The organism is Rhodococcus erythropolis R138, from assembly GCF_000696675.2.
Classification (GTDB): domain Bacteria; phylum Actinomycetota; class Actinomycetes; order Mycobacteriales; family Mycobacteriaceae; genus Rhodococcus_F; species Rhodococcus_F erythropolis.
This window is the reverse complement of record NZ_CP007255.1, coordinates 5,186,348-5,209,727: the sequence shown is the minus strand read 5'-3', so window position 1 is coordinate 5,209,727 and position 23,380 is coordinate 5,186,348. Positions and strand designations below refer to the sequence as shown.

The 23,380-nt window shown below is 62.8% G+C and carries 28 protein-coding genes; 26 read left to right on the top strand and 2 right to left on the bottom strand.

Annotated elements, in window-relative coordinates:
• The first annotated feature begins 53 nt into the window (after positions 1-53).
• The 7 genes from H351_RS23850 (at position 54) to H351_RS23825 (ending at position 5,498) form a co-directional block, all read left to right on the top strand.
• Positions 54-692, top strand: coding sequence for a MerR family transcriptional regulator (locus H351_RS23850; RefSeq protein ID WP_020968930.1), 639 nt, complete (start codon positions 54-56; stop codon positions 690-692).
• A complete protein-coding gene (locus H351_RS23845) occupies positions 689-1,534 on the top strand; it encodes a thioesterase family protein (RefSeq protein WP_029254839.1) in 846 nt (281 codons plus the stop codon). The genes H351_RS23850 and H351_RS23845 overlap by 4 nt, the downstream gene beginning before the upstream one ends.
• Before the next feature lie 34 nt (positions 1,535-1,568).
• A complete protein-coding gene (proC, locus tag H351_RS23840; RefSeq protein WP_019744381.1) occupies positions 1,569-2,384 on the top strand; it encodes a pyrroline-5-carboxylate reductase in 816 nt (271 codons plus the stop codon).
• A 126-nt stretch (positions 2,385-2,510) separates the two neighbouring features.
• Positions 2,511-2,747, top strand: coding sequence for a helix-turn-helix domain-containing protein (locus H351_RS23835; RefSeq protein WP_003941845.1), 237 nt, complete (start codon positions 2,511-2,513; stop codon positions 2,745-2,747).
• A 244-nt stretch (positions 2,748-2,991) separates the two neighbouring features.
• Positions 2,992-3,093 carry a 30S ribosomal protein bS22 gene (locus H351_RS31545; protein ID WP_003402602.1) on the top strand — a complete coding sequence of 34 codons (102 nt, stop codon included), beginning with the start codon at positions 2,992-2,994 and terminating at the stop codon, positions 3,091-3,093.
• 237 nt (positions 3,094-3,330) lie between these two features.
• A complete protein-coding gene (locus H351_RS23830; RefSeq protein ID WP_029254840.1) occupies positions 3,331-4,464 on the top strand; it encodes an NAD-dependent epimerase/dehydratase family protein in 1,134 nt (377 codons plus the stop codon).
• Complete coding sequence (locus H351_RS23825) at positions 4,461-5,498, top strand: lysophospholipid acyltransferase family protein (RefSeq protein ID WP_029254841.1); 1,038 nt, start codon at positions 4,461-4,463, stop codon at positions 5,496-5,498. The genes H351_RS23830 and H351_RS23825 overlap by 4 nt, the downstream gene beginning before the upstream one ends.
• A gap of 39 nt (positions 5,499-5,537) precedes the next feature.
• Here H351_RS23825 and H351_RS23820 read toward each other — a convergent pair whose 3' ends face one another.
• Positions 5,538-6,533: an HAD family hydrolase gene (locus H351_RS23820; RefSeq protein WP_020968932.1), complete on the bottom strand. Its 996-nt coding sequence runs from the start codon at positions 6,531-6,533 to the stop codon at positions 5,538-5,540.
• 200 nt (positions 6,534-6,733) lie between these two features.
• Here H351_RS23820 and H351_RS23815 point away from each other — a divergent pair, with 200 nt between their 5' ends.
• The 12 genes from H351_RS23815 (at position 6,734) to H351_RS23765 (ending at position 15,465) form a co-directional block, all read left to right on the top strand.
• The gene (locus tag H351_RS23815) at positions 6,734-6,994 is read left to right on the top strand and encodes a glutaredoxin family protein (RefSeq protein ID WP_003941953.1); all 261 of its coding nucleotides are present in this window, start codon (positions 6,734-6,736) and stop codon (positions 6,992-6,994) included.
• Positions 6,995-7,134: 140 nt separating this feature from the next.
• Entirely contained in the window at positions 7,135-7,998 is an 864-nt protein-coding gene (locus tag H351_RS23810) for a redox-sensing transcriptional repressor Rex (RefSeq protein WP_019744376.1), read from the top strand.
• Positions 7,995-9,356 (top strand): glutamyl-tRNA reductase, encoded by a 1,362-nt coding sequence (locus tag H351_RS23805; protein ID WP_020968933.1) that lies wholly within the window; start codon positions 7,995-7,997, stop codon positions 9,354-9,356. The genes H351_RS23810 and H351_RS23805 overlap by 4 nt, the downstream gene beginning before the upstream one ends.
• Positions 9,353-10,327 (top strand): hydroxymethylbilane synthase, encoded by a 975-nt coding sequence (hemC, locus tag H351_RS23800; protein ID WP_029254842.1) that lies wholly within the window; start codon positions 9,353-9,355, stop codon positions 10,325-10,327. Before H351_RS23805 ends, hemC begins: the two co-directional genes overlap by 4 nt.
• 60 nt (positions 10,328-10,387) lie before the next feature.
• Complete coding sequence (locus H351_RS23795; RefSeq protein ID WP_003941969.1) at positions 10,388-11,950, top strand: bifunctional uroporphyrinogen-III C-methyltransferase/uroporphyrinogen-III synthase; 1,563 nt, start codon at positions 10,388-10,390, stop codon at positions 11,948-11,950.
• Positions 11,951-12,026: 76 nt separating this feature from the next.
• A complete protein-coding gene (hemB, locus tag H351_RS23790) occupies positions 12,027-13,001 on the top strand; it encodes a porphobilinogen synthase (RefSeq protein WP_029254843.1) in 975 nt (324 codons plus the stop codon).
• 49 nt (positions 13,002-13,050) lie between these two features.
• Positions 13,051-13,713: a hypothetical protein gene (locus H351_RS23785; protein WP_019744372.1), complete on the top strand. Its 663-nt coding sequence runs from the start codon at positions 13,051-13,053 to the stop codon at positions 13,711-13,713.
• Between the two features lie 57 nt (positions 13,714-13,770).
• A complete protein-coding gene (locus H351_RS32310) occupies positions 13,771-13,926 on the top strand; it encodes a hypothetical protein (protein WP_019744371.1) in 156 nt (51 codons plus the stop codon).
• A 15-nt stretch (positions 13,927-13,941) separates the two neighbouring features.
• Positions 13,942-14,379, top strand: coding sequence for a hypothetical protein (locus H351_RS23780; protein WP_003942066.1), 438 nt, complete (start codon positions 13,942-13,944; stop codon positions 14,377-14,379).
• Positions 14,372-14,887, top strand: a complete 516-nt coding sequence (locus tag H351_RS23775) for a hypothetical protein (RefSeq protein ID WP_003941872.1) — start codon at positions 14,372-14,374, stop codon at positions 14,885-14,887. Before H351_RS23780 ends, H351_RS23775 begins: the two co-directional genes overlap by 8 nt.
• Positions 14,880-15,152 (top strand): hypothetical protein, encoded by a 273-nt coding sequence (locus H351_RS23770; protein ID WP_007735305.1) that lies wholly within the window; start codon positions 14,880-14,882, stop codon positions 15,150-15,152. Before H351_RS23775 ends, H351_RS23770 begins: the two co-directional genes overlap by 8 nt.
• 31 nt (positions 15,153-15,183) lie before the next feature.
• A complete protein-coding gene (locus H351_RS23765; RefSeq protein ID WP_003942012.1) occupies positions 15,184-15,465 on the top strand; it encodes a metal-sensitive transcriptional regulator in 282 nt (93 codons plus the stop codon).
• Positions 15,466-15,477: 12 nt separating this feature from the next.
• On the opposite strand, the gene H351_RS23760 is transcribed toward H351_RS23765, so the two are convergent.
• Positions 15,478-16,089, bottom strand: a complete 612-nt coding sequence (locus tag H351_RS23760) for a TetR/AcrR family transcriptional regulator (RefSeq protein WP_029254844.1) — start codon at positions 16,087-16,089, stop codon at positions 15,478-15,480.
• Positions 16,090-16,343: 254 nt separating this feature from the next.
• Between H351_RS23760 and H351_RS23755 the strand changes: the two genes are divergently transcribed.
• The 7 genes from H351_RS23755 to H351_RS23725 all read left to right on the top strand — a co-directional run bounded on the left by H351_RS23755 (position 16,344) and on the right by H351_RS23725 (position 23,380).
• Positions 16,344-17,090, top strand: a complete 747-nt coding sequence (locus H351_RS23755) for a 3'(2'),5'-bisphosphate nucleotidase CysQ (protein ID WP_029254845.1) — start codon at positions 16,344-16,346, stop codon at positions 17,088-17,090.
• On the top strand, positions 17,087-17,992 hold the full coding sequence (cysD, locus tag H351_RS23750; protein ID WP_019744365.1) for a sulfate adenylyltransferase subunit CysD: 906 nt from the start codon (positions 17,087-17,089) through the stop codon (positions 17,990-17,992). Before H351_RS23755 ends, cysD begins: the two co-directional genes overlap by 4 nt.
• Entirely contained in the window at positions 17,992-19,893 is a 1,902-nt protein-coding gene (cysN, locus tag H351_RS23745) for a sulfate adenylyltransferase subunit CysN (RefSeq protein WP_019744364.1), read from the top strand. Before cysD ends, cysN begins: the two co-directional genes overlap by 1 nt.
• 24 nt (positions 19,894-19,917) lie before the next feature.
• Complete coding sequence (locus H351_RS23740; RefSeq protein WP_019744363.1) at positions 19,918-20,277, top strand: nuclear transport factor 2 family protein; 360 nt, start codon at positions 19,918-19,920, stop codon at positions 20,275-20,277.
• On the top strand, positions 20,271-21,062 hold the full coding sequence (locus tag H351_RS23735; RefSeq protein ID WP_019744362.1) for an SDR family oxidoreductase: 792 nt from the start codon (positions 20,271-20,273) through the stop codon (positions 21,060-21,062). Before H351_RS23740 ends, H351_RS23735 begins: the two co-directional genes overlap by 7 nt.
• 22 nt (positions 21,063-21,084) lie before the next feature.
• A complete protein-coding gene (locus H351_RS23730) occupies positions 21,085-22,230 on the top strand; it encodes a sulfotransferase family protein (RefSeq protein ID WP_029254846.1) in 1,146 nt (381 codons plus the stop codon).
• A gap of 88 nt (positions 22,231-22,318) precedes the next feature.
• Positions 22,319-23,380 (top strand): DUF1214 domain-containing protein, encoded by a 1,062-nt coding sequence (locus tag H351_RS23725; RefSeq protein ID WP_019744360.1) that lies wholly within the window; start codon positions 22,319-22,321, stop codon positions 23,378-23,380.

The following is a 23,380-nucleotide window of genomic DNA, read 5'->3' as shown; positions in this document are numbered from 1 at the left end:
ATTGGATAGCATCACTATCCAGTGGTGGCCCGAGCGAGTTGGACGGAGGAGCGGTGAAGGTTTCCGAATTGGCCGCACAGTCCGGCGTTGCATTGGCCACGATCAAGTACTACCTCCGTGAAGGCCTGCTGATGCCTGGTGAACCGACCAGCGCGACGGGAGCGAGGTACGGCGAACAGCACGTCCGGCGACTCGCGTTGATCAGGGCGCTGGCCGGGGCGGGACTCGCGATTCCACGGATTCGTGCGGTGCTCGAATTGGTGGACAGTGACGAGCGATCCGAATTCGAGACTTTCGGTCGCGCGATCGCGCAACTACCGCCCTACGTCGATCCGGTGCCGGATCAACAGTTCCCCAGAGCTCGCAAGGTTCTGGAGTTTCTCGGTCAGGTCTACGAGCCGAGGTACGTGGCGGTTGCTCACCTCGAGCGTGCACTGATCGGTCTCGAGGATGCCGGACTGAGCCTCTCGGACGAGCGATTGCGCGCCTACGGCGACCACATCCGAGGAATTGCCGAAGTGGAAATCGAGCTGATGCCTACCAGTTCGACCGAGGACGGCATTCGCTATGCGGTCCTCGGAACCGCCATGTACGAACCCGTCCTGACAGCATTGCGACGCCTGGCGCACCAAGACTTGGCCGCACGACATTTCCCGCAACACCGAGAAAGCACCGAACAGGAAAATCGATGAGCACCAGTCCCTTTCAAGATCTCAATCGCCTCACCTCGCTCGGCGACGGGCGATACACCGCAACGATCGATCCGATCTGGACCATCGGGCCGAAAGTGCACGGCGGCTCCATGATGGCTGTGTGCGCCGCTGCCGCGCGTCAATGTCTGCGAGACGGCGCAGGTGAGAACGACTCGCTTCTGAATATGCAGCCACTCGCGGTGAGCGCCAACTATCTGTCCGCCCCCGACCCCGGTGAAGTCGAACTGGAGGTGATCGTCCGAAAGCAGGGACGCCAGGTCGCGTTGTTCGACGTCGAGTTGAGCCAGGCGGGACGCAGCGCTGTTCGCGCGGCGGTCACGCTCGGATTCCCCGATGACGGCGACCCCACCTTCGTCACTGCCTCGTCGATCGACGACATGTCACCGGAACCGCCGGAGAGTGCGGTGGCCGTCATCGGCGATCACCCGATGGCGCAGGTCGTGCACGTCGGGCAGGGCTGCGACATGCGAATCGACACCACCTCGGCGCACTTCCTGACCGGCAGCCAAGGCGAGGCCGAGGTCAGGATGTGGGTTCGTCCTCGACCCGAGGACGAGGACGACATCGACACCGCTGTGTTGTTCGCGATCATGGCGGGCGACATCAGCGCGCCCGTGACGATGAACCGCGGCCTGTTCGGGTGGGCGCCGACCGTGCAGTTGACGACGTACCTGCGCCGACTGCCGACGCCGGGATGGCTTCGCGTGCGGGCAAGCTCGGATGTTCTGGGCAGCACGTGGTTCGAAGAGGATCATGCTGTTCTCGATTCGACGGGCGCAGTCGTCGTACAGAGTCGTCAATTGGCGATGATGCCCCGCTAGGGTCGATCGCTGCAGTCGTGGCAGGCTGTTCGCCATGACAAGAATTGCGATTATCGGTGGCGGCAAGATCGGCGAGGCGCTGATCTCCGGGCTGTTGCAGGCCGGCCACGCCATCAAGGATCTGGTTGTCGCCGAGCAGTATCAACCTCGCGCAGACGAATTGATCGCCGAATACTCCATCCGCGTCAGCACGATCGCCGACGCCGCCGAGGGCGCAGACGTCATCGTCATCGCGGTCAAGCCCGGCGACGTCGAATCAGCGCTCACCGCGTTGACGAAGGTCGATCTGGACGGCGACCTCGAGCAATTGATCGTTTCCCTTGCGGCGGGTATCCCGACAGGGTTCTTCGAAACGCGTCTGCCCGCAGGGTTCCCGGTCATCCGCGTCATGCCGAACACCCCCATGCTGGTGGGGGAGGGCGTGAGCGTTCTCTCGCCCGGACGGCACGTCAAGGCCGAGCATCTCGAGCTCGTACGCGGCATCCTCGGCAGCGTCGGCAAGGTGGTCACGGTTCCCGAATCGCAGATCGACGCGGTCACTGCTGTCTCCGGTTCCGGCCCGGCCTACTTCTTCTTGGTTGCCGAAGCGATGATCGATGCGGGAGTCGGTCTCGGCCTGACGCGCCCGGTCGCTACCGAATTGGTGGTGCAGACGATGGTCGGTTCCGCAGCGATGCTCGATCGCACCGGCGACAGCGCGACGGATCTTCGCGCCGCGGTGACGTCACCGGGTGGAACGACGGCTGCGGCACTGCGTCAGCTCGAAGCGGGCGGCCTGCGGACGGCGTTCTTCGATGCCTTGGATGCCGCCAAGTCGCGCTCGGCCGCGATGGGTTCAGCTGCGGAATAGTCGTCCGTTTAGCCACACCCGTCGCTTTAACCCCACCAGTACAGCTAAGCTCGACTTAGTACGTACGTGTCTGTTCCGCCGGAGGGGAAGCCGGCGGCGCGAGTCGTGCTGGAGGTATGTGGATTAATGGTGTCTGCAAACAAGCCGTCCATGGGTTCGTCCCACGACGGAAAGCCGGCAGTGGCCGGCACGCAATTCCTCACTGTTGCTGAGGTAGCAACTTTGATGAGGGTGTCGAAAATGACTGTGTACCGGTTGGTACACAGTGGCGAATTGCCCGCTGTACGAGTGGGCCGTTCGTTCCGTGTACACGCGAAGGCGGTACACGATTACCTCGAAACCTCGTACTTCGATGCCGGCTGACCAGCCGGTTCGAAGAGGATGACCTCGGCGTGAGCCGAGTCGCGGGCACAGCGGTTGCTGTGCCGGAGGCTCGGTTTATGCCGAGTGAGTCCACACCGGTACGATGAGTCACTGTCGTACCAGCAAGCTGGTGTCGTAAGGCGCTGAGCTAGTTAAAACGAGGGCCAGGCGCCAATTGCTTGGCGCAGGCGTACGTGACCGGCGTGCGCAGGAACGCTAGAGAAGAACGTGAGGGACACCCGCTATGGGTTCAGTGATCAAGAAGCGTCGCAAGCGCATGTCGAAGAAGAAGCACCGCAAGCTGCTTCGTCGTACCCGAGTACAGCGCAGGAAACTCGGTAAATAAGCAGTACCTGTTGATGCCCGCCGCCCCTTCCGGGGTGGCGGGCATCGATGTATTTCAGGGGAGGGGCGACGTATCTCAGGGGAGAGATGTGTCGGCCGTCTCATTGTCTGGGCGGTTTGTCTTGAATGGCCGAATTTTGGGTAGTCAGCGCGGGACCCCCTCTGCCCGTAAAGTGGGGGAAAATCGCGGGAGGAACGCTTCGGCAGAGCGCGTTTCTACTGGATATGGGGGTACTTGGTGGTTGAAGGTGACAACACTTCAGGGGGCACGGCGCCTCGCGTCGTACTGGTGACCGGGGCGAGCAGATTCCTCGGCGGCTACCTGGTTACCAGGCTTGCGCAGAATCCGTCGATCGAGCGTGTCATCGCCGTCGACGCCGTCAGTCCGAGCAAGGACATGATGCGCAGAATGGGCCGCGCGGAATTCGTGCGAGCAGACATCCGCAATCCGCTGATCGGCAAAGTGATCCGAAACGCCGAGGTCGACACCGTCGTGCACGCGTCGACGCTTCAGAAAGCCCCCAAAGCCGGCAGCCGCGCCGCGATGAAGGACATGAACGTCATCGGCGCCATGCAACTGTTCGCGGTCTGCCAGAAAGCTCCGACGGTTCGCAAGGTGGTCCTGCGCTCGGCTTCGGTCGTCTACGGGTGCAGTGCCAAGGATCCCGCTCAGTTCACCGAAGAAATGAGTGCGCGCCGCCGGCCGCCGGGCGGATATGCCCGCGACAGCCTCGAGATCGAGGGATACCTCCGCGGGATGGGGCGTCGGCGCCCGGACATCTCGGTCGGGATTCTGCGGTTGGCGCCGTTGATCGGACCTCAGCTGACTGCAACCGTCGGGCACTACGTCACCGCCCCACTCGTGCCCACCATCGTCGGGCGCAACGCGCGCCTGCAATTGCTCCACGTCGAGGATGGCCTCGCGGCGCTGGAGAAGGCGACCATCGGACACGCCTCGGGTACGTACAACATCGCCGGCGACGGAGTGGTCATGATGTCGCAGGCGATCCGCCGGGCAGGCAGGGTGGAAGTTCCGATGCCGCTCGCTCTGTTCCGTAGTGTCGGCAGCGCGTTGGTGGGGTCCTCCATGAGGCTCTACACCGACGAGCAACTCGAGTATTTCCGGTTCGGCTGCGGACTCGACACCACTCGCATGCGCAGCGAGTTGGGGTTCGAGCCGCGATGGACCACCATGCAGGCACTCGACGATTTCATGCGTGCGATGCAGACGCGCCGGATCATCAAGTCCGAGTGGATCGATCGGGCAGAGAATGCGTTGACCACCATCCTCGGCGGTGACACTGCCGAGGCGAGCGCAAGTGCAGACGTGATGCATATGCCGTTGTCGGGACGAAGTGCGGTGAAGGGGTGACTGACGTGGCGAAGGTAATTCCCCTGCGGCCCAGCGCAACTCACACCGGAAAGTCGGAAGCTTCTCGTTCGCGTGAGTCCGTCACCGGCGCGGAGCGTGACGTCCGTGAACAAAGTCAGCGTCGGCATCCGTCCGGAGTGCCGTCGGCGGCCGACCATGGTGGTGAGAGCACGTTCGTCGATGCGGCCAGGTCGGCGATCGTCGACCAGGTCGCCTCGGCAGCAGAATTTTTCCGACGTCGGGTGTCCGGAGACTACGAGGTCGACGAGTTCGGATTCGACCCGCATTTTGCGGACAACGTCGTCATGCCCGTGCTGCGGCCGTTGTTCGAGAAATGGTTCCGCGTCGAGGTCAGCGGGATCGAGAACATTCCCCTCACCGGGGGAGCGTTGGTGGTTGCCAATCACGCCGGTGTCATCCCACTCGACGGGCTGATGACGTCGGTTGCCGTGCACGATCATCATCCGGCGCATCGTCCACTGCGAATGTTGGCTGCGGACATGGCTTTCGAAATGCCGGTGGTGGGCGGACTGGCGCGCAAAGCCGGCCATACGTTGGCGTGCAACCCCGACGCCGAGCGTCTGCTCAACGACGGTGAAGTCGCGGCCGTGTTCCCGGAAGGATTCAAGGGCATCGGGAAACCGTTCAGTGAGCGGTACAAGTTGCAGCGGTTCGGGCGCGGTGGCTTCGTGTCGGCCGCAATGCGAACCGGTGTTCCGATCATTCCGTGCTCGATCGTGGGCTCGGAGGAGATCTATCCGAAGATCGGTGATCTCACCACACTCGCACGCGTTCTCGGTTTGCCGTATTTCCCGGTCACACCTTTGTTTCCGCACCTCGGGCCACTCGGCCTGGTTCCATTGCCGTCGAAGTGGTACATCGAGTTCGGAAAGCCGATCGTCACCGACACCTTCGAGAGCGGTGCAGCCGACGATCCGATGGTCCTGTTCGAGGTCACGGACCACGTCCGAGAAACGATTCAGCAGACGCTTTATCGGTTGTTGGCCAAGCGGCGCAACATCTTTCTCGGCTGAGTTCGGTCCGGATCGCTTCTCGATCCGGACCGAACCCGCTCAGGCGTTTTGTTCTTTGCGCCTGGCGAGAATCGCCGCGAGCGCACCGCCGACCGCTCCGAGCACCAGCGCTGTGGGAACGCCGATCTTGGCGGCCTTTCGTCCGGTGCGGAAATCACGAACTTCCCAACCGCGGTTCTTCGCGAGTTCACGAAGGTCTGCGTCGGGATTGATCGCCACCGGTGTCCCCACCAACGAGAGCATCGGTACGTCGTTGTGGCTGTCGGAGTAGGCGGAACAGCGCTTGAGATTGAGTCCTTCACGCACCGCCAACGTCCGTACGGCGTGTGCCTTGCCCATTCCGTGCAGGATGTCGCCGACGAGTCGGCCGGTGAAGACTCCGTCCTCACTTTCGGCGACGGTGCCCAACGCGCCGGTCAGTCCCAGTTTCTCGGCGATGACCTGAGCCAGTTCGACCGGAGTTGCCGTCACCAACCACACCTGTTGTCCGGCGTCGAGGTGCATCTGGGCCAACGCCCTCGTGCCTGGCCAGATCTTGTCGGCAATGACCTCGTCGTAGATCTCCTCGCCGAGGCGGGCGAGTTCGGCGGTGGATCGACCGGCCACGAAGGACAGTGCTTTCTCGCGGCCTTCGGCGACGTCGTCGCTACTTTCTCGGCCGGTGACTCGGAACTTGATCTGCTTCCACGCGAAATCCACCAGATCCGAGGTCTTGAGATACTTTCGTGCAGCGAGACCACGGGCGAAGTGGATGATCGACGCACCCTGCACCATGGTGTTGTCGACGTCGAAGAATGCGGCGGCCGTGAGGTCGCGCGGAACGGCCGGGGGCTCTTCGCCGGTTTCCGGTTCTGTGGGGTTGGCAGCTTCGTGCAATGCCAGAGCTGCATCAGCGCTCGCCTCGCCGGCGAGATTGGCTCGAACTTCCGACTCACTCGGGCCCAGCGGATTCTTCACATGGCGACGTCCGGGGAGAATGACCCCGGCAAGCCCTGATCCGAATCCGGAGCCGTTCGGTAGTGATCGCGCAGGCACCCGCACCTCCCGTGTTGCATTCTCGAGCAGAGAACTCTTCGAGTCAGCCTATCCTCCGCGATGAGGCCCGATGGGTTGGATGGTGACCTTCCCTGTGGTGTGTGACGTTCCTCTCCGCCGATTTGGTACCGAGTGGGGCTCCGGAGGCACACTCGACCGATCAAGTAGATGGCGTCCCAGTAGAAGAAAGGTATGCGTCGATGACTGCAGCTACGCATGAAGTGACCTTGTTGACACGCGCAGGATGCGCGTCCTGCGTCGGCGCGGCGGAGGTACTACGACGGGTCTGTTCCGAGTTCGAGCTGGAATTGACGTGCATCGACGTAGACGAAGCTGCCGCGACGGATCCAGAGCTGAGAGCGGAGTACGGAGACAGATTGCCGGTCATTCTTCTCGACGGACGCGAGCACGGTTACTGGGAAGTTGACGAAGAGCGCCTTCGTGACGATTTACGCAAGTAAGGCAACCCTCAAAGTTGTCCGCGGAGCCGCTTTGCAGGTGAACGGCACATCGAACCCGTCTCGAGCAACTTTGTGCATGGGTTCACAAGCGGTTACCGTGGTGTGAACATTCCCCCGGAGCATCGTGGAGGTCGACAGTCGTGTCGACCGGACGAGGAGCCAGCGACGTGACCGAACCGCACCAGACGCATGAGCCTGTGGCTCAGCGCGTCACCGGCGCTGCGGGCTCTTCTGTCACCGACTCGATCGCTCAGGATCGCGTCATCCCCCAGGCTACGGTGACGCGCTTGGCCGCATACCTGCGGGTCCTCGGAGTGATGTCCGACCGGGGTACCTCCATCGTCTCGAGCGAGGAACTTGCGCAGGCGTCCGGTGTCGGATCAGCGAAGTTGCGCAAGGATCTGTCATTCCTCGGACCCAACGGCGTCCGCGGCGTCGGATACGACGTCAACAGGCTCCGCATCCGCATCGAGCGTGCACTCGGACTCGATCGTGGGCACAAGGTCGTTCTCGTCGGAGTCGGAAACCTCGGCAAGGCGCTGGTCGGCTACGGCGGATTCAGCCGCCGCGGTTTCGAGATGGTCGGACTCTTCGACAGTGACGCAGATCGAATCGGAAGCACAGTCGGCGACCTCGTGGTGCGCAGCACCGAGGAACTGACCGTCGCCTGCCGCGAATTGAACGCGACCATCGGCGTCATCTCCACACCGGACGAGGCCGCGCAGGGCGTGTGCGACCAGTTCGTCAGCGCCGGACTGCGCTGCATCATGAGTTTCTCGCCGATCGCCCTCGACGTTCCCGACCACGTGGAACTGCGACGCGTCGATCTAGCCGTCGAGATGCAGGTTCTCTCCTTCAACAGTGCGCGCAACGCCGATCAGGCATCCAGTGCGCCGCGAGTACGAGTGGCTCACGCCGCATCCGCTTCGTCAGTCCCATCCACCAGTTCACCCGCTCCGGTCGGAGCAGGTTCGACAAGAAACGGATCAGTGATCGCGCCGTGAGTGTTCTGCTTGTCGGGGTCTCGCATCGAACCGCGCCCGTCCCGGTGCTCGAGCGAGTAGCTGTCACCGACACCGATCGTCCGAAGCTGATCGACAAGCTTCTGGCGTCTTCGCACATCTCCGAAGCGATGATCGTCTCCACCTGTAACCGGGTGGAGGTCTACGCGGTGGTGGACGCGTTCCACGGTGCGCTCACCGAGGTCGGTGAAATCCTCGCCGACCATTCAGGTCTCGACCTGACGGCGCTGCACGCTCACGCGTACGTCCGCTACAGCGAAGCAGCCGTCGAGCACCTCTTCGCGGTGGCCAGCGGCCTCGATTCGATGGTGATCGGCGAACAGCAGATTCTCGGCCAGATCCGTTCGGCCTACGCATCTTCGGATGCGCAGCAGGCCGCCGGACGCGTCGTCCACGAACTGGCTCAGCAGGCACTGCGCGTCGGCAAGCGAGTGCATTCCGAAACCGGAATCGACTCAGCCGGAGCATCAGTCGTATCCGTGGCTCTTGATCGTGCAGCGGGCATCATCGGTGAGGGCGGCCTCGTCGGCCGCACTGCCGTGGTTGTCGGAGCAGGCTCGATGGGCGGTCTGTCGGTTGCGCATCTCACTCGCGCCGGAATCGAACGCATCGTCGTCGTCAACCGGACACAGGAACGCGCAGAGCACCTCGCCGAGACGGCACGCTCCAACGGCGTCGACGCCGACGGTGTTGCCTTCGATCAGCTTTCGGCCGCGATGGCGCAGGCAGATGTCATGGTCACCTGTACCGGCGCGGTCGGGGCAGTGGTCACCCTGGCGGATGTGCACCGCGCACTCGCCGAGCCCGATCGCGACAACACCAAGCACCTGGTCATCTGCGACCTCGGGCTGCCGCGCGACATCGATCCCGCCGTCGCCGGCCTGCCGGGTGTCACCGTTCTCGACATGGAGACGCTGCAGCGTGATCCGGCGGCAGGCGCAGCCGCTTCCGACGCAGAAGCCGCACGCACCATCGTCGCCGGCGAACTTGCGACCTACCTTGCCGGACAGCGCCTCGCCGAGGTCACCCCGACCGTGACGGCTTTGCGTCAGCGCGCCGCCGACGTCGTCGAAGCCGAACTGATGCGGCTCGATTCGCGTCTGCCCGGCCTGGACGATCCGCAGCGCGACGAGGTTGCACGCACCGTGCGACGCGTCGTGGACAAGCTTCTCCACGCCCCGACCGTGCGCGTCAAGCAACTGGCGTCGGCCCCCGGCGGCGACTCCTACGCAGCAGCGCTGCGCGAACTCTTCGAACTCAGCCCCGGATCTCCCGCGGCCGTGGCCACACCCACCGACCTGGTGGACGGCGACCGCACTGGAAGGGACCTGCAGGCATGAGCGTCACCACCCCTCGATCGGGGAGCCCGCTGCGGATCGGCACTCGCGGAAGTCTTCTCGCGACCACGCAGGCCGGCACTGTGCGCGATGCCCTCATTGCAGCGGGACATCCCGCCGAGTTGGTCATCATCAAGACCAAGGGCGACCAGTCCACCGATCCCGTCCAGAAGATCGGCGTCGGAGTGTTCACGGCAGAGCTTCGAGAAGCTTTGCTGGACAACCGCGTCGACGTTGCTGTGCATTCCTACAAGGACCTACCGACCGCGCAGGATCCGCGTTTCGTCATCGCGGCGATTCCGCCACGCGAAGATCCGCGTGACGCGCTCGTCGCCCGCGACGGTCTGGTCCTCGGGGAGCTTCCGGCCGGTTCCAAGGTGGGAACCTCCGCGCCGCGCCGCGTTTCGCAGCTCAAGGCACTCGGGCTCGGCCTCGACATCGTGCCGTTGCGGGGCAACCTGCAACGCCGTCTCGGCAAGGTCGAATCCGGTGAACTCGACGCCGTGATCCTCGCTCGCGCCGGCTTGTCCCGTATCGGTCTGCTCGATCTCATCACCGAGAACATCGAGCCCGTGCAGATGCTCCCCGCTCCGGCGCAGGGCGCTCTGGCCGTCGAATGCCTTTCTGTCAATGCGGAATTGGCGGCGATCCTGGCTGAGCACGATGACGCCGGTACCAGGGCGGCAGTCACTGCCGAGCGTGCACTTCTCGCCGAGCTGGAAGCGGGCTGCACCGCTCCGGTCGGAGCGATCGCGGAGATCGTCGAATCCCTCGACGACGACGGCAGAATCTTCGACGAACTGTCGGTACGCGGCTGCGCAGCCGCCATCGACGGTTCGGACGTCATCCGTACCGGCGCAGTCGGTGCGCCGGACAAGGCCGAGGAACTCGGCCGAGCGGTAGCGCGCGAGTTACTCGAACTCGGCGCCCGAGAGTTGATGAACGTGACTACAGGCGAGGCAGCCGATGTTTGACGCCCCACTTTGCACTTGCACCAAGTTCCCATTTCGATACAGCGCACTGGAGAATCACCGATGACCCGAGTCCGAAAGAACACTCCCGGACGGATCCTGTTCGTGGGATCGGGACCGGGCGACCCCGCCCTGCTCACCGTTCGCGCACGTGACGTCCTCACCGGCGCCGCAATGGCATTCACGGATCCGGACGTCGACAAGGGCGTCGTCGCGCTCGTCGGCATCGACATGGGCCGCGACGAGGAGACCGGCGAGCTGATCGCGGACGTGCGTCCGGCACTCGGTGAGCCTGCCGAGGTTGCAAAGACATTAGTGCACGAGGCCAAGAACGGCCACGACGTCGTGCGTCTGGTCTCCGGTGATCCGCTGACCACGGATTCCGTGATCGCAGAGGTCACGGCAGTCGCCCGCACGCAGGTTCAGTTCGAGGTTCTCCCGGGTCTGCCTTCGGGTTCGGCTGTGCCGAGCTACGCCGGTATGGCGCTCGGCTCGGGTCACACCGAGGCCGACGTTCGCGGTGAAGTCGACTGGGCTGCTCTGGCCGCTGCACCGGGACCGCTTGTTCTGCACGCGACGTCGGGACATCTCGCCGAGACCGCCAGCGCGCTGGTCGAGAACGGCTTGGCTCCGCAGACGCCTGCTGCCATCACCGTCCGCGGCACCACTCGTCAGCAGCGAACCGTCGAGGCAACTCTCGCGACGCTCAACGAAGCCGGATCCGAACTGGTGGGCTCGCTCATCGTCACCGTCGGCAAGGTTGTCGCGCAGCGCAACAAGATGTCGTGGTGGGAATCGCGCGCTCTGTACGGCTGGACTGTCCTCGTGCCGCGCACCAAGGATCAGGCCGGCGAGATGAGCGACCGTCTGGTCACTCACGGAGCGATCCCGATCGAGGTTCCGACCATCGCCGTCGAGCCGCCTCGCAGCCCGGCTCAGATGGAGCGTTCGGTCAAGGGCCTCGTCGACGGTCGTTACCAGTGGGTGGTCTTCACTTCCACCAATGCGGTTCGCGCAGTGTGGGAGAAGTTCGAGGAGTTCGGTCTCGACGCTCGCGCCTTCTCCGGCGTGAAGATCGCCTGTATCGGCGAAGCAACCGCAGCCAAGGTCCGCTCGTTCGGCATCAACCCCGAGCTGATCCCGACCGGTGAGCAGTCCAGCGAAGGCCTGCTGGCCGAATTCGCCCCGTACGACGACGTTTTTGATCCGGTCAACCGGGTTCTGTTGCCGCGCGCGGACATTGCAACCGAAACCCTCGCCGAGGGCCTGCGCGAACGCGGTTGGGAGATCGACGACGTCACCGCCTACCGCACCGTCCGGGCGGCGCCGCCGCCGGCCGAGACCCGCGAGATGATCAAGACCGGTGGATTCGACGCCGTCTGCTTCACCTCGTCCTCGACCGTGCGCAACCTCGTCGGCATCGCCGGCAAGCCGCACGCCCGCACGTTGGTCGCGTGCATCGGCCCGAAGACGGCCGAAACCGCTATCGAGTTCGGTCTGCGCGTCGACGTGCAGCCCGAGACCTCGCAGGTGGGACCGCTGGTGGAGGCTCTCGCCGAGCACGCAGCTCGGCTGCGCGCTGAAGGTGCTTTGCCGCCGCCGCGTAAGAAGTCCCGCAGGCGCTAGCGCACCCGTGAGCGGTTGAGGAGTCTGTGGACTCCTCAACCACTCACAGGGTTCCGACGAAGGAGGGCTACTTCTCGTGTTTCCCACTCATCGCCCTCGCCGGCTCCGGCGCACCCCAGCGCTCCGGCGACTCGTGGCAGAGACCTCGCTCGAACCCCGGCACCTCGTGTTGCCGATGTTCGTCGCAGACGGCATCGATACGCCGCGTGAGATCAGTTCCATGCCAGGCGTTTTCCAGCACACCCTCGATTCGCTGCGGTCCGCCGCGGTGGAAGCAGTGGAAGCCGGCGTCGGTGGTCTGATGCTCTTCGGTGTCCCGAAGGCGGAGGACAAGGATCCCCAGGGGTCCGGTGCCTCCGATCCCGACGGAATCCTCAACGTCGGATTGCGCGCTCTGGCAGAAGAACTCGGCGATTCGACGGTCATCATGGCCGATACCTGCCTCGACGAGTTCACCGATCACGGCCACTGCGGCGTGTTGACTGCCGGCGGCGCTGTCGACAACGACGCGACCTTGATCCGATACGTCGAAATGGCTCTCGCGCAAGCTGAATCGGGTGCGCACCTGCTCGGCCCCAGCGGCATGATGGACGGTCAGGTGGCTGCGATCCGCGGCGCGCTCGATGCATCCGGGTATGTCGAGGTCGGTCAGCTCGCCTATGCCGCGAAATATGCGTCAGCGTTCTACGGGCCGTTCCGTGAAGCCGTCGGATCCTCACTGCAAGGCGACCGTCGCACTTATCAGCAGGACGGCGCCAACCGCCGCGAGTCGATGCGCGAGGTAGACCTCGACATCGCCGAGGGCGCTGACATGGTGATGGTCAAGCCTGCAATGTCCTACCTCGACATTCTGCGTGAGACCGCCGACCGGTCTCCGGTTCCGGTCGCGGCGTACCAGATCTCGGGTGAGTACTCGATGATCACCGCGGCCGCGCAGAACGGGTGGATCGATCGGGACGCGGCGATTCTCGAATCGCTCACCAGCATTCGCCGCGCCGGTGCCGACGTGGTCCTCACGTACTGGGCGTCGGAAGTTGCCGGATGGCTGTGACAGAGTCACGCATGGTGGCTGCACCGGTATCGACCGATACGCTGGTGTCATGACCGAGCAGTGGCCGCCGTCGCGCCAGGAACCGCCCCGCCGGGAACCTCCCTACGAGAACCAGCCGTTCGAGAATCAGCCGTACCGCGAACTCGGACCGATGCCGACGGGTCAGATCCCGGGATACGGCCCCGGTTACAACGGATACCCGGGCCCCCAGCCGAAACCCGAGCCGCCGACGGACGTCGTGACTGCGATTCAGTTGTGGTGGGCTGTGACGGCGCTGGGATTGGTCCAGGGCGGCGCGATGATCTGGATGCTGCTCGGGCAGAAGTCGATGTTCGTCGACGAGATGCTCAGGAACCAGGCGGCTGTCGATGCCGGTCTGACACGCTCCGACGTTGAGGGCATGTTCCCACTGGTCATCGTGTTCTCCGCTGTCCTGGTGGTGATCGTCACCGCGGTGTTCCTTTTGTTCGTGCGCTCGATGAGTCGTGGCAAGAACTGGGCTCGAATGTTGCTGACGTTCTGTGGAGTCTTCATGTTGGTCTCTGCGATCCCCGTGATCTTCGGGCTCGGCGGCGACGGCGGCGCGGCCACTCTGCTGTTCGGCGGAGCGGAAATCCTGCAGGCAGTTGCTGCTGTCGGGGCGATCGTGATGATGCACCGAAAAGAGTCCAATCCGTACTTTCTTCGTTTCCCCCCGGCGGGGAACCGATAGGTAGCTCGGGGTACTGTGAAACGGGTCACTGCAGTAGTAGGGGAGAGGTCGTAGACAATGAGTTCTCAGGAAGCCCTGCGCACGGAAAGCACCCACGACGCTCCACTGCGCCAACGTGGTTCACGGACCGAAGTGATCTTGTTCGCGATCCTTGGAGCCTCAGTTCTGGTGACACTCCTGGTGCTCATGATTCCGGGCATCGTCAGCGGATAGCGCACACTTGAACCCGTGAGTATCTCTACGAAGGTCCGGCGCCCGACGGCCGTCGAGGCAGCATTCTGGCTGTGGATCGCCAGCGCGTTCCTACTCATACTCTTCGGCCTGATCAATGTCACCAGCGCCTCGTATTCGCTGCGTGAACAATTCACCGATCAAGGCGTTTCGGCCGGAAACATCGACATCTACGTCACCTTCGTGCGGGTGTCAGGGCTGGTTCTGCTGTTGACCGGCCTCGCGATCGGTGGCCTCGCCGGTCCCACTCGCGCCGGACGGGCGTTGTGCCGACGGATCCTGGTGATCGTGTCCGGAGTGTTCGCGGTGCTGCAGATCGCGCTGGTCGTGGCCGGGATCAGTACCGTGCTCGCGCTGGTTGTTCCCGTCATGCTGATCTGTGCCTGCGTCGCGATCTACCGCGACACCACCCGAAGTTGGTTTGCCCGTGGCTGATCGCGCGCCGGAAATCGGCCCGGACGTTCTGTACTACGAACCGGGTTCTCGGTGGTGGGCCATCGCGTTCGGTCCGATCTTCTGCCTGATCGCCTTGGTCATCGAGCTGTTCACCGGCCCGGTGGTGCATTGGTTCGGTCTGGCGATGTTCGCCGTGATCCTCACCGGGTTGGTCTACGTGCAGGTGATCGCAGCACGGCGGCACGCGAGCGTACTTCTGACCGCGACCACGTTGCGTCAGGGAACCGAAGAGGTGCCGATCACCGAGATCGCCGAGGTGTTCCCGGAGTCCGACGACGCTGCCTACGAGGACGAAATGGAACCGTGGGAAACGGCACGCGCGCTCGGTGAGCTGTCCGGAGTGCCCAGGCGTCGGCACGGTATCGGCTTACGTTTGACCACCGGGGGATTGGTGCGGGCGTGGGCAAAGGACGATCAGGCACTTCGCGAGGCGTTGAGTCAGGTCGTTGTGGTTGGTGTCGAACCGGACGGGTCTGCCGATGACTGAGCCACAGCCATCCCCGCGTGTCGACGTGAAGACGTGGATCGGTGTACTCGGTATCGTCGCCGCAACGATTCTGGCGGTCGTGTGCTGGCGAGCGGGTACGACGACGTCCGACTTCGGACCGATACTGGAGGGCGCTCCGCCGTTCGAGAGCACGCACTACGACGGTCTCTGGATCTCGGGCGCCGGGTTGTCGATTCTGGTTGCGGGGCTGATGGCCATCGATGTCGTGCGCCGCGTCCGGGTGGGCTTCGTCGCATCGCAGTAGCCCTCATACGGGTAGGGGGTATAGTTGCGGTATGAGTAGTTACAGCCCCGAGCAGGACGATCTGCTCAAACGCCTTCGTCGTATCGAAGGTCAGGTAGCCGGAATCTCGCGCATGGTCGCAGACGACCGGTACTGCATCGACGTGCTCACCCAGGTGTCCGCCGCGACGAGCGCGTTGCAGTCCGTGTCCCTGAAGCTTCTCGACGCCCACCTTGCGGGTTGCGTCGTCGAAGCTGCCAAGCAGGGTGGTCCGGAAGCGGACGTCAAGATCAAGGAAGCTCAGGCGGCCATCGCTCGCCTCGTTCGTTCGTAAGGTGTCGGTCCGTCACTCCGTGATGGACCGCGCGAGCGCCCGGGCGGAGAAGCTCACGAAGTACTCGGGTGTGACTTCTTTGGCGATGTTGATGACGATGGTGTCCGACAGGCCTTTGAGTCCGGAGAGCACGAGATGGATCAACGCGGGGTCGTCGATCAACCGGCTCCCTTCGGCTGCAGCAGATTCGGTGAGCGCTCGAATCAATGCCGAGTTGTAGATCGCTACGGATGCGTGAAGTTCCCGCATGCTTTCTCGGTCGGACCCGGCCATGCCTTCGATGTCGCGCCAAGTGGTGGTGAGTCGTCCCACCCGTGCCCAGTGCCGAGCAAACTCGGAAATCATGGACTCGAGTAAGGCACTCAGTCCCTGCTCGCGGGGGAGCGAGTTCACGAAGTCCGCCATTTCCAGCTGACTTTCGCTGAGGAGTGCGGCGAAGATGTCCTGCTTGTCGACGAAGTACTGGTAGATCAGTCCGGTGCTGGTGCCGGCTCGTTTAGCGACCGCGCGGATGGTGAGCGCGGAGTAGCCTCCCTCGTCCAGAAGCGAGATCGCCGCGTCGAGTGTTCGGCGCCGACGCACTTCGGCGTCACCGTAGATCGACTTGCTGCTGGCACTGCTCATTTGACCACCGTAGTCGGGCGGCTCGGCATCCTCAATTTACATCGAACGCTGTTCGTTGTTGAACGCCACCTAAAATCCAAAGTGATGTAGATCATAGAATGAACATTGTTCGAAATAGAATGAACATTGTTCATTCTGGTGTTACGGTATGGCGCAGACCACATCGAGGCCAGTGCAAAGCGCTGGACACTCTGCGGTCGGCCTGACCTTTCTTCCCGTATCGATCGGGAGGTCTACACAGTTGTGGAGTACCTATGACACGCACTAACGATGAACGCGCGGCGATCGACATCGCCGCTGCGGCGGGAGAACTTCTGCTCGACCATCGGAAATCCCTCGGCGAAAACGACGGTGATGTCGCGACTTTCAAGAACGCGTCCGATCGGCTCAGTCACGAATTCATCGTCGCCGAACTTGCCCGACGCTTTCCTGCGGATGCAGTGCTGTCGGAGGAAGGGGCTGACGACCTCGCGAGGCTGAAGGCGGATCGGGTGTGGATCGTCGACCCTCTCGACGGCACCCGTGAGTACGGCGAGGCCGGACGATCGGACTGGGCCGTTCATGTTGCGCTGACCGAAAACGGTGTCCTCACAACAGGTGCGGTCGCAATGCCTGCCCTTGGCGTCACCTATTCGAGCAGCGATGATCGAACCGAGCGCGGCGCTTCGACACCGGTGCGGGTCGTCGTGTCGCGGACGCGGCGTCCGGAACCGGTCATGCGCATGGCCGACTCGATGGGCGCGAAGTTGATCGAAATGGGATCCGCCGGAGCCAAAGCAATGGCGGTCGTCTCGGGTGAGGCAGACATCTATGCACATGCGGGCGGACAGTACGAGTGGGATTCGGCGGCGCCCGTTGCTGTCGCACGTGCTGCGGGACTGCATGTTTCGCGTATCGATGGCAGCGAACTGCGCTACAACCAGGAAAACCCGTGGTTGCCGGATCTGCTGATCTGCCGACCCGAACTCGCCCCGAAAGCACTGGAGGAACTGGGCCGATGACCGCGACACTGACGCACCTCGAACGACTCGAAGCCGAGAGCATTCACATCATGCGTGAAGCTGTTGCCCAGAGCGAGAACCCGGTGATGCTGTACTCGGTGGGCAAGGACTCCGCCGTGATGCTGCATCTGGCGCGCAAGGCCTTCTATCCGTCGAAGCTGCCGTTTCCGCTTCTGCACGTCGATACCACGTGGAAGTTTCGTGAAATGTACAAACTTCGTGACAGTACCGCTGCTGCAGGCGATCTCGATCTGATCGTCCACACCAACCCGGACTGCGTGAAGCAGGGGATCAACCCGTTCACTCACGGCAGCGCTGTCCATACCGACATGTGGAAGACCGAAGGCCTCAAACAAGCCCTCGATCACTACAAGTTCGACGCTGCATTCGGCGGCGCCCGCCGTGACGAAGAAAAATCCCGCGCCAAGGAACGCATCTTCTCGATCCGATCAGCTGCGCACCGTTGGGATCCCAAGCAGCAGCGACCGGAACTGTGGCGGATGTACAACGTCCGCAAAGCGCCGGGCGAGAGCCTGCGCGTCTTCCCTCTCTCGAACTGGACCGAGCTGGATGTGTGGGAATACATACGCCAGGAAGAGATTCCGATCGTTCCGCTGTATTTTGCCGACAAGCGGCCCGTCGTCGAGCGGGACGGTGCGCTGATCATGGTCGACGACGACCGGATGCCGTTGCTGCCGGGAGAGACTCCGGAGCTCAAGAGCGTTCGTTTCCGCACCCTCGGCTGCTACCCGCTGACCGGAGCCGTCGAATCGACCGCCACGAGCCTGACCGAGATCATCTCGGAAATGTTGCTCACCACCACTTCCGAACGCCAGGGACGGGTCATCGACCACGACTCCAGTGCGTCGATGGAAAAGAAGAAGCAAGAGGGGTACTTCTGATGACTGTTTCCTCGGATCTGATCGCTGACGACATCGAGGCGTACCTCGAACGTCATGCGAACAAGAGCATGCTGCGATTCATCACGTGCGGCAGCGTCGACGACGGCAAGAGCACCTTGATCGGCCGTCTGCTCTACGAATCGAAACTCGTCTTCGACGACCAGTTGACGGCGCTCGAAGCCGATTCGCGCAAGAGCGGAACCCAGGGGGAGGGGCTCGATTTCGCGCTCCTGGTCGACGGTCTCGCCGCCGAACGTGAGCAGGGCATCACGATCGACGTCGCCTACCGCTACTTCACGACCGAGCGACGCAAGTTCGTCGTCGCCGATACTCCGGGGCACGAGCAGTACACCCGAAACATGGTGACGGGCGCGTCGACCGCCGATCTTGCGGTGATCCTTGTCGATTCCCGCAAGGGGATACTGACTCAGACCCGCCGGCACTCGTATCTGGTCTCGTTGCTGGGGATCAAGCACGTGGTGCTTGCCGTGAACAAGCTCGACCTCGTCGACTACTCGCAAGAGGTCTTCGATGCCATTACCGCGGATTACGCAGGGTTCGCTCACGAGATCGGTCTGGACGGGTTCGTCGCCATCCCGATGTCGGCATACATGGGTGACAATCTCACCGAGCGCAGTGCGAATACCCCGTGGTACTCCGGACCAAGCCTGATCGAGCATCTCGAAAGCGTGGACATCGACGATGCTGCCGCCGCGGCTCCGTTCCGGATGCCGGTGCAGTGGGTCAACCGGCCGGACCTCGACTTCCGCGGATTCTCCGGCCAGATCGTTTCAGGCACCGTATCTCCCGGAGATCCCATCCGCGTGCTCCCCAGTGGAAAGACGTCCACAGTCGAGCGCATCGTGACCATGGGTGGCGACCTCGACGTTGCCGGTGCGGGCCGCTCGGTCACCATCACGCTCGCCGACGAGATCGACATCAGTCGCGGTGATGTGCTGTCCATCGGCGACAATCCGCCGGCCGTAGCCGATCAGTTCGAGGCCTGCATCGTCTGGATGGGTGAGGCTCCCATGCTGCCCGAACGGCCGTTCCTGTGCCAGATCGGTACCGTCACAGTCACTGCGCGCATCACCAAACCGAAACACAAGATCAACGTCAACACTCTCGAGAAGACCGCAACGACTACTCTCGCGCTCAACGAAATCGGTGTCTGCAACCTCAGTTTCGATCGACCGGTCCCGTTCGACCCGTACGTCGGCAACCGTGACACCGGTAGCTTCATCCTCATCGACCGCCTTACCAACGGCACTGTCGGTGCGGGCATGATCACGCACTCGCTGCGTCGATCGGACAACATTCACTGGCAATCCGTCGACGTCGACGAGGCCGCGCACACCAGGCTCAAGGGACACCAACCCGCAGTTCTGTGGTTCACCGGTCTCTCCGGTTCGGGAAAGTCGACCATCGCGAACGATGTCGAGCGTCAACTGCACGCACTCGGCGCGCACACCTACCTCCTCGACGGAGACAACGTCCGTCACGGGCTGAATCGAGACCTCGGATTCACCGAAGCCGACCGCGTCGAGAACATCCGTCGCGTCACCGAGGTCACCCGACTGATGGCGGACGCCGGTCTGATCGTGCTCGCGTCCTTCATTTCACCGTTCGAGGCGGAGCGTCATGCCGCCCGTGAATTGATCGGCGACGAACAGTTCGTCGAAATCTTCGTCGACACCGCTCTTGCCGTCGCAGAGGAGCGAGATCCCAAGGGTCTGTACAAGAAGGCTCGACGGGGCGAGTTGGTGAACTTCACCGGAATCGATTCGCCGTACGAACCGCCGCAGAACCCTGACATTCACATCGACACCAGTGTCACGACGACCGAGGACGCTGCGATCGCGATCGTCGACCATCTCCGCGCCCGCGGAACCATTTCTTGATCCGCCTGAACACGAGGAGCATCTATGCCTGACAGGGCTGAAATAGTTTCTGCCGTAGAGGATTACGTCAAGTGTCTCGGAAGTCACGACGTCGACGGACTGGTTGCGCTGTTTGCGCCCGACGCAGTTCAACACGAACCGCTGGGGGGCCGGACCTACCGCGGAATCGAGGAGATTCGCGAATTCGATACCGCGAACGCGCAGGTCGATTTCACAGTCAGCCTGCTCGGTCCGATTTCGGTGACGGGAAAGTACGCAGCGATGCAGCTTCGGGTGCAGCGCGCCGGTATCCCTGACTTCGCTGCCACCGACGTGTTCGAGTTCGACGAGAACGGCAAGATCATCTCCCTGAGTGTTGTTCTCGATCCGCAGGCGCTGTGCTGACCCATCAGGGCCTGCTGGCAGGCAAGGTTGTCGTCGTCTCGGGAGTGGGCCCGGCGCTGGGTCGTTCGATTGCGATGCAGAGTGCGGCGGCCGGAGCGAAGGTTGTTCTGGCTGCCCGCACACCCGAGCGCTTGGAATCGGTGGCAAGGGAGATTCGAGACCGCGGCGGAATCGCGTTGGCCGTCCCGACGAACCTCACCGACGTCGATTCGATCGCTTCGTTGGCGGAGACAACTGTCGCTGAGTTCGGTGCGGTGCATTGCTTGGTGAACAACGCATTTGTTCAACCCGCGCAGGTCCCGCTCCTGGACGCCGACATGGCGTCCATCCAGTCGGGTATCGACATCAACCTGCTTGCGGCGTTGAACGTGACACGCGCGTTTGTGCCGGCATTGACCGAGGCGGAGGGCTCCGTCGTGATGGTGACGTCCATGGTGCTGCGTAATCAGCTTCCCGGGTTCGGGGCCTACCGCATCATGAAATCCGGGCTCCTGGCAATGGCACGCAGTTTGTCGATCGATCTCGGTCCCAAGGGCGTTCGAGTCAATTCGGTTGCTCCCGGCTATATCTGGGCGGACTCGGTCAAGAACATGTTCGAGAAAAAGGCGGCGGCAGCTGGGGTCGACCCCAAGGTCATTTACGACGAGGTTGCAGCGGGCGCCGATCTGCGCCGGCTACCCGAACCTGACGACATCGCCAATGCCGTCGTCTTCCTCTTGTCCGATTCGGCCAGAGCCATCGCCGGGCAATGTCTCGACGTCAACTGCGGTCACACGCACCACTGATCAACTCATACAAGGATTAGCCATGACACAGGATTACGACGGCATCGGTTCCATCGATGACCTGCACCACGCTGCGCGCGAGGCGGCCGGGTACAAAAACTTCGGCAGCGACAGCTATCTCGAAGGACTTCGAGTTCTCCTCGAGTCGTTCCAGAACGAGGCCGACCTCACTCCTCACGGCAAGGTGATCGCTCGCAAGATGATCGTCGGAGCGCTCGCGGGACGCCTGACCAGTGAGGCCGGATTCGCGAAATACCCCGAGCACGTCGATGTTTCGATCGAACGCCCGATCTTCGTGGTCGGGTTGACCCGCACCGGCAGCACCGCGCTGCACCGCTTGCTCGGTGCCGACCCGGCGCATCAGGGCGCCGAGATGTGGCTCGCCGAGACGCCGCAGCCGCGCCCCGAGCGCGACAAGTGGTCGGAGAACGAAGATTACGTTCGCTCCGATGCCTTCTACCGTGCTCGCCAGCGCAACGAAGCGGACCTGATGAAGGTGCATTTCATGGGGGCGGAGGAGGTCGAGGAATGTTGGCGTCTGCTGCAGCAGACGCTGCTCTCCACCGCGTTCGAGACGGTGGCGTACGTGCCGAGTTACACGCAGTGGCTGGCGGAGCAGGATTGGACCGAAACATATGCGCGGCACAAGAAGAACCTGCAGTTGATCGGGCTGCACGACCAGGACAGACGGTGGGTGCTCAAAAGCCCGAGCCATGTCTTCGCGATCGACGAGATCATGTCGGTCTATCCGGATGCACTGTTCGTTCGGACCTTCCGGGACCCGTTGACATCGATGGCGTCCACCTTCAGCCTCGTCGAGCAGGGCGGACACGACATGTCGAGGGCCTTCGATCGTCCGGCCATCGGGCGCACGCAACTGGAGTTGTGGGCGCGAGGGAATGCGAACTTCAACAATGCCCGTAGCCGTTACAACCCCGATCAGTTCATCGACGTCGACTACAAGGACTTCATCGCCGATGCGGTCGGCACCGTCGAGAAGATCTACGCGCAGTTCGACCTGCCATTCACTGACGAGGCTCGCGCAGCGGTGGAGGCGTCGCATCAGGCGAGCCTTGCCGAGCACCGTCGTCCGTCGCATCGCTATTCGCTCGCGGATTTCGGCGTGAGCGCTGCCGACGTCGAAGCGAAGTTCGCCACCACACCCTGAAGCCCTCCGGCCCTGTGCGCCTTTTTGGTAGTGCCGACTACCAAAAAGGCGCACAGGGCGAAGCCCCAACTGAAACAAGGAGATTCACATGAATGCTGTTTGGGAAAAGTTCTGCGCAGATCTGCTCGAGGTCGGAAAGGTCCTGGAAGACGAGATCGTCCCTCAGGATCCGCTGACTCAAGCCGAGGGCGTCCGCTACCTGAGTCGGTTGCTTCGGTACGGCACGATCAACTGTGTCGAGTACACCGATCCGCGGTGGCCGCAGTTCTCGTCGGCTCCGAACCCGAACATGATGACGAAGATCGGTGCCGACAACCCGGACAACGTCTACATGCGCGCCAACATTTCCGGTAAGTACAACTACCGGATCATCGGCACCCGAGGCACCGTCCCGCTGATCACCTTCGGCTCGCGCGTCAATCGGTACCACATCGACGGCACCATGCTGCAGACCGGAGATCTGCATATCCACGACCTCGAGGTCGACGAGAACGGCCGTTTCGAGTTCATCGCGAGCGTCGACAAGCCCGCTGAGGGCGCTTGGCTGCCTTTGGCGCCCGACAGCAACCTCATCTCCGTTCGGCAAACTCACCAGGATCGGCGCAACGAGGTCATCGGTGATCTGACCATCGAATGCCTGAACCCGGACGGCGAGTTCGTCCCGCTGAGTCCGGAAGAGATCGGCGAGCGTCTCACCAAGTCCGTCGGGATCGTGAAGGGGATGGCGGAGACCTTCCTGGAGTGGTCGCGCAAATTCCAGCCGCACACCAACGAGATCTTCGACTGGGGACAGGACTACTTCCAGGACGCCGGCGGCGATCCGACGATTTTCTACTTCCACGGTTACTGGAAGCTCGCCGAGGACGAGGCGTGGGTCATCGAGACCGAGGTTCCGAACTGCGAGTACTTCAACTTCGTGCTGCAGAACTTCTGGGTCGAGTCTCTCGACTACAACCGCACGAACATCTACATCAACAATCACACCGCGAAGCTCAACGACGACGGCACCATGACAATCGTCGTAGCGGCGAAGGATCCGGGTTACGGCAACTGGATCGACACCGATTCGCATGCCGAGGGCACATGGGCGCTGCGCTGGATCAAGGCGGACTCGCACCCGATCCCGACGTCCAAGGTAGTCAAGATCTGA

What these genes read in the sequence shown, in the direction of transcription:
- H351_RS23845 (WP_029254839.1), top strand. Translation starts at nt 689, where the DNA reads ATGAGCACCAGTCCCTTTCAAGATCTCAATCGCCTCACCTCGCTCGGC.
- proC (WP_019744381.1), top strand. Translation starts at nt 1,569, where the DNA reads ATGACAAGAATTGCGATTATCGGTGGCGGCAAGATCGGCGAGGCGCTG.
- H351_RS23835 (WP_003941845.1), top strand. Translation starts at nt 2,511, where the DNA reads ATGGTGTCTGCAAACAAGCCGTCCATGGGTTCGTCCCACGACGGAAAG.
- H351_RS31545 (WP_003402602.1), top strand. Translation starts at nt 2,992, where the DNA reads ATGGGTTCAGTGATCAAGAAGCGTCGCAAGCGCATGTCGAAGAAGAAG.
- H351_RS23815 (WP_003941953.1), top strand. Translation starts at nt 6,734, where the DNA reads ATGACTGCAGCTACGCATGAAGTGACCTTGTTGACACGCGCAGGATGC.
- hemC (WP_029254842.1), top strand. Translation starts at nt 9,353, where the DNA reads ATGAGCGTCACCACCCCTCGATCGGGGAGCCCGCTGCGGATCGGCACT.
- H351_RS23795 (WP_003941969.1), top strand. Translation starts at nt 10,388, where the DNA reads ATGACCCGAGTCCGAAAGAACACTCCCGGACGGATCCTGTTCGTGGGA.
- H351_RS23785 (WP_019744372.1), top strand. Translation starts at nt 13,051, where the DNA reads ATGACCGAGCAGTGGCCGCCGTCGCGCCAGGAACCGCCCCGCCGGGAA.
- H351_RS32310 (WP_019744371.1), top strand. Translation starts at nt 13,771, where the DNA reads ATGAGTTCTCAGGAAGCCCTGCGCACGGAAAGCACCCACGACGCTCCA.
- H351_RS23770 (WP_007735305.1), top strand. Translation starts at nt 14,880, where the DNA reads ATGACTGAGCCACAGCCATCCCCGCGTGTCGACGTGAAGACGTGGATC.
- H351_RS23765 (WP_003942012.1), top strand. Translation starts at nt 15,184, where the DNA reads ATGAGTAGTTACAGCCCCGAGCAGGACGATCTGCTCAAACGCCTTCGT.
- H351_RS23760 (WP_029254844.1), bottom strand. Translation starts at nt 16,089, where the DNA reads ATGAGCAGTGCCAGCAGCAAGTCGATCTACGGTGACGCCGAAGTGCGT.
- H351_RS23755 (WP_029254845.1), top strand. Translation starts at nt 16,344, where the DNA reads ATGACACGCACTAACGATGAACGCGCGGCGATCGACATCGCCGCTGCG.
- cysD (WP_019744365.1), top strand. Translation starts at nt 17,087, where the DNA reads ATGACCGCGACACTGACGCACCTCGAACGACTCGAAGCCGAGAGCATT.
- cysN (WP_019744364.1), top strand. Translation starts at nt 17,992, where the DNA reads ATGACTGTTTCCTCGGATCTGATCGCTGACGACATCGAGGCGTACCTC.
- H351_RS23740 (WP_019744363.1), top strand. Translation starts at nt 19,918, where the DNA reads ATGCCTGACAGGGCTGAAATAGTTTCTGCCGTAGAGGATTACGTCAAG.
- H351_RS23730 (WP_029254846.1), top strand. Translation starts at nt 21,085, where the DNA reads ATGACACAGGATTACGACGGCATCGGTTCCATCGATGACCTGCACCAC.
- H351_RS23725 (WP_019744360.1), top strand. Translation starts at nt 22,319, where the DNA reads ATGAATGCTGTTTGGGAAAAGTTCTGCGCAGATCTGCTCGAGGTCGGA.